This is a genomic window from Tissierella pigra, from assembly GCF_009695605.1.
GTDB lineage: Bacteria > Bacillota > Clostridia > Tissierellales > Tissierellaceae > Tissierella > Tissierella pigra.
In genome coordinates this window covers 1-4,397 of the sequence record NZ_VUNQ01000091.1, presented here as the reverse complement: position 1 = coordinate 4,397, position 4,397 = coordinate 1, and the positions used below count along the sequence as shown (strand labels likewise).

The 4,397-nt window shown below is 34.7% G+C and carries 5 protein-coding genes; all 5 read left to right on the top strand.

What is annotated here, in order from left to right; translation table 11 throughout:
• Nucleotides 1–355, top strand: a 355-nt coding sequence (locus tag FYJ83_RS19795) for an A24 family peptidase (RefSeq protein WP_195838075.1), incomplete at its 5' end; no start/stop codon positions are given.
• Nucleotides 356–367: 12 nt separating this feature from the next.
• On the top strand, nt 368–1,195 hold the full coding sequence (cpaB, locus tag FYJ83_RS19235; protein WP_154443109.1) for a Flp pilus assembly protein CpaB: 828 nt from the start codon (nt 368–370) through the stop codon (nt 1,193–1,195).
• Between the two features lies 1 nt (nt 1,196).
• Nucleotides 1,197–2,006: an AAA family ATPase gene (locus tag FYJ83_RS19230; protein WP_154443108.1), complete on the top strand. Its 810-nt coding sequence runs from the start codon at nt 1,197–1,199 to the stop codon at nt 2,004–2,006.
• On the top strand, nt 2,000–3,574 hold the full coding sequence (locus tag FYJ83_RS19225; RefSeq protein ID WP_326828378.1) for a CpaF/VirB11 family protein: 1,575 nt from the start codon (nt 2,000–2,002) through the stop codon (nt 3,572–3,574). Before FYJ83_RS19230 ends, FYJ83_RS19225 begins: the two co-directional genes overlap by 7 nt.
• Nucleotides 3,571–4,397: type II secretion system F family protein (locus tag FYJ83_RS19220; protein ID WP_154443107.1), on the top strand; the 827-nt coding region annotated here is incomplete at its 3' end. The genes FYJ83_RS19225 and FYJ83_RS19220, both read left to right, overlap by 4 nt.

Genomic DNA, 4,397 nt, shown 5'->3' with positions numbered 1-4,397 from the left:
AAAAAGGGAAATACCAGATATAATCTGTATATTTATTGTATTAATAGGACTTCTAAGGTTTAGCTTTATAAATCTGTTTGGGATAATTATTGCTATCCCATTTTTATTAGGAGCAGTATTAAAAGAAAACAGTATTGGTGGGGGTGATATTAAATTAACTGCCTCGGTAGGCATTGTCCTTGGATTTTGGAAAGGAATCTATGGGTTAATAATAGGACTTAGTTTATTAGTATTATTCTATTTTTCATTGGTACTAATATCTAAGATAAAGAAAAAGCAAGTGGCTAGGAATCTTCCTATGCCACTTGCTCCCTTTTTAGGGCTAGGTTTTATGATTATATACTTTATAAATTAGGAGGAAAATCATATGGGTTTTTTTAAAAATAGAACTGTAATTGGAGTGATATGTATTTTATTATCACTTCTTATATGCTTTGGACTTACACCATTATTCAATAAGGGAATGAGCAAAAAAACAGAGATTGTAAGGGTAGTAAAGGAAATTAAAGCAGGGGATGAAATTACAAAGGACATGGTTCAAGTTATAGAAGTAGGTAGATTTAATTTGCCTGAAAATATTATTCGTACAAAGGATAATGTTATTGGAAAGTATGCCACATCGGATTTAGGAATAGGGGATTACATTCTAAATACAAAGCTATCAGATATGCCAGCAGCTGAAAATGCTTATTTGTACAATCTTAATGGAAGTAAACAGGCAATATCCATTACCATAAAAAGCTTTGCTAATGGCCTGTCAGGTAAGCTTCAAAGCGGAGATATAGTGTCTGTCATTGCTCCTGATTATAAAAAGCAGGGTGAAACAGTTATTCCATCAGAACTTAAATATGTAGAAGTAATATCTGTAACAGCTTCATCAGGATATGATGCTAACACTGGTGAACAAGGAATTGGAGATGAAAGGGAACTTCCATCAACTGTAACCCTTCTTGTAACTCCAGAACAAGGAAATATCCTTGCTGAACTAGAGTCAGACTCTAGGCCGCATTTATCACTGGTCTATAGGGGAACACCACAAAATACAAGGCAGTTTATTGATATGCAGGAAGAGATAATCAAAGAACTTTATCCAGAAGAACAAGAAGAACAGGAAAAAATAGATGAGGAAGTACCAGAAGAAAATAAAGCTGAGGAAAGTAAGATTGAGGAAACAACAGAGGGTGGGGTGGAGTAAATTGCTGAACTTTAAAAAGAAAGGTATATTCACACGAAAGACAGAAGAAAAGGTACAGGAGGGAATTCTTCATGGAGGCGTTTTAGCTGTTTGGGGAAGTCCCGGAAGCGGAAAAACAATCGTAGCCACAAAGATTGCCAAGTATCTAGCAGATAAGAAAAAGAATGTAGTATTAGTTTTATGTGATATGACAGCACCTATGCTTCCTTGTATTTGTCCTCCGTCAGATCTTGAATATGAAAAATCCTTGGGAAGTATTTTAGCTGCAGCTCATGTAAGTGAGCCCCTTGTTAAGCACAATATGATTACTCATAAGAGATTATCATATCTAACAATCCTTGGAATGCTTAAAGGAGAAAATGAATATACCTATCCCCCGTATACAGAAGTACAGGTAAGGGAATTAATTGAAAACCTTAGAAAAATAGCACCATTTGTTATTATCGATTGTGGCAGTTATATTGCAAATGATATTTTATCTGCAGTTGCCTTAATGGAATCAGATTCAGTATTAAGACTGGCCAATTGTGATTTAAAAAGCATCAGTTATTTATCCAGTCAATTGCCACTTCTTCGCGACAGCAAATGGGATGCAGATAAACAGTATAGGATAGCTTCAAATCTAAAGCCACAACAGAGCATTGAACATATCAGTCATGCTCTTGGTAGTGTGGCTTTTAAACTACCCTATTCACAGGAACTTGAAGAACAATACCTTGCAGGAAATCTATTTGCAGATTTATCCATGAAGGATAGCAGGGCATTTAGAAAAGAAATAGAAAAGATTGCAAGGGAGGTGTTTGGGTGTTAGGTAAAAAAAGAGATAAATCTGTTTTTGTAAAGGGAAAAAATCGACAAAGTGGAACATTTGTAAATGAAAATAAGGCAAAAGATGAACTAGTGATTGATATATCTACTACTGAAGATTTAGTAGTAGAAGTGTTGGAAACAGAAGGAGCGGAAGAGATAAATAAGGTATTGGAAGTGAATGAAGAAAAGGTAACTCAAAGAGAGTTGGGGTCTGATAACAGAACCCACTCTCTATTTTTTACCCCAGAATCAGATGGTAAAGACTTTTCTACAGTCTTAAAAGATGTTCAAGAGTATATCTCAAATAATTATTCTATCCTTATTACTGATGAAACAATAAAAGAATCTAAGGAACATTTAAAAAGATATATATCCAAATATGTACAGGACAGCCGAATCTCAGTAAAGGGAATGAGTGGGAATGAACTTATAGATGCCTTATACAGTGAAATGGCTGAGTTTGGATTTTTAACAAAGTATATACATGGAGAAGGAATTGAAGAGATTGATATCAATTCATGGAAGGATATTGAAGTTCAGTATTCTGACGGAAGATGTGAAAAGCTGGATGAACACTTTGATTCTCCAGAACACGCAATTAATGTAATAAGGAGAATGCTCCATATATCTGGAATGGTTCTTGATAATGCAAGTCCTGCTGTTCTTGGACATTTGTCTAAAAATATTCGTATAGCAGTATTAAAAACACCACTCGTAGATGAGGATGTTGGTATTGCAGCCTCTATTCGTATTGTGAATCCCCAGAACATGAAAAAAGAAGATTTTGTAAATGGAGGTACAGCAACAAATCCTATGCTGGATTTTTTATCAGAATGTATCCGTTATGGAATTTCTGTTTGTGTGGCAGGGGCAACCAGTTCAGGTAAAACAACAGTTGCAGGGTGGCTACTGACTACAATACCAGATAATAAGCGAATATTCACCATTGAAAATGGCTCAAGGGAACTATCCCTAGTCCGTGAAAAAGATGGTAGAGTAACTAATTCTGTTATCCATACAATAACTCGAGATAGCGAAAATGAAAGACAAAGAATAGATCAGATTACACTTCTTGATATGTCCCTTAGATTTAATCCAGATATTATAGTTGTGGGAGAAATGCGTGGAGCAGAGGCTAACGCAGCACAAGAAGCAGCAAGGACAGGGGTAGCTGTTCTTACAACCATACACTCAAACTCCTGTGAGGCAACCTATAGAAGGATGGTGTCCCTTTGTAAAAGAGCAGTGGATATGACTGATGAAACATTGATGGGATATGTGACTGAGGCCTATCCTATTATTGTGTTTTGCAAACAACTTGAAAATAAGGAAAGAAAAATGATGGAGATTATGGAATGTGAAATCCTTCCTGATGGGACCAGAAACTATAGGCCACTATTTCAATATATTATTACAGAAAATCGTATGGATGATGGGAGGTTTATTATTAAAGGTCATCATGAGCAGGTTAATAGCATTTCAGAAAGTCTCTGTAAAAGGTTTTTAGAAAATGGAATGCCAATTGATACAATAGAAAAACTTAAGAAGGAGGAGGTACAAAGTATATGAGTACCATCTTGTTAATGGCTTGTATCGGAATGATTACAGGTTTTTTTATTTTGTTTAATATCTCTCCAATGGAATTTACGGATAATATCTTTAAAAAGCTAATGAATAAACCTAAAAGTATTAAAGATGAGATTAATGAAGTTACTAAGAGAAAGAAAATGTCTTTTTTAAGGCGAGAAATAATGGAAGTTCAGGAGGTATTGAGAGTAACAGGGAGAGAGAAAAGATTTCCTATGCTTTGTGCATTATCCCTTTTGCTTTTTGCCATAGGAGGATCAATTGCCATTATCCTCGGAAATCTTTTTTTAGTTCCAGTAATGGCAATAGGCTTTATGTTTATCCCTTTTTGGTATGTTCGTATTACCCAAACCCATTTTAAAAAGGCTATTTCAGCTGAACTTGAAACAGCACTTAGTATTATTACAACAGCATATTTAAGAAATGAAGATATTCTAACTGCTGTGGAAGAAAATATGAATTATTTAAATCCTCCGGCATTATCAGTTTTTAGGGAATTTGTTTCAAGGATAAAGCTAATAGATCCTGATGTTATTGCTTCTTTAAGGGAAATGAAAGGAAGGATTGATAATGCAGTGTTTCATGAATGGTGTGATGCATTAATTGCTTGTCAGTTTGATAGAAGTTTAAAGACAACATTAACCCCAATTGTAAGCAAATTGTCTGATATGAGAGTAGTAAATGGAGAACTTGAAAATATGGTGTTTGAACCAAGAAGAGAATTTATTACGATGCAGATATTAGTTCTTGGGAATATTCCTCTTTTATATTTCCTAAATAAAGATTGGTATCATACATTGATGCA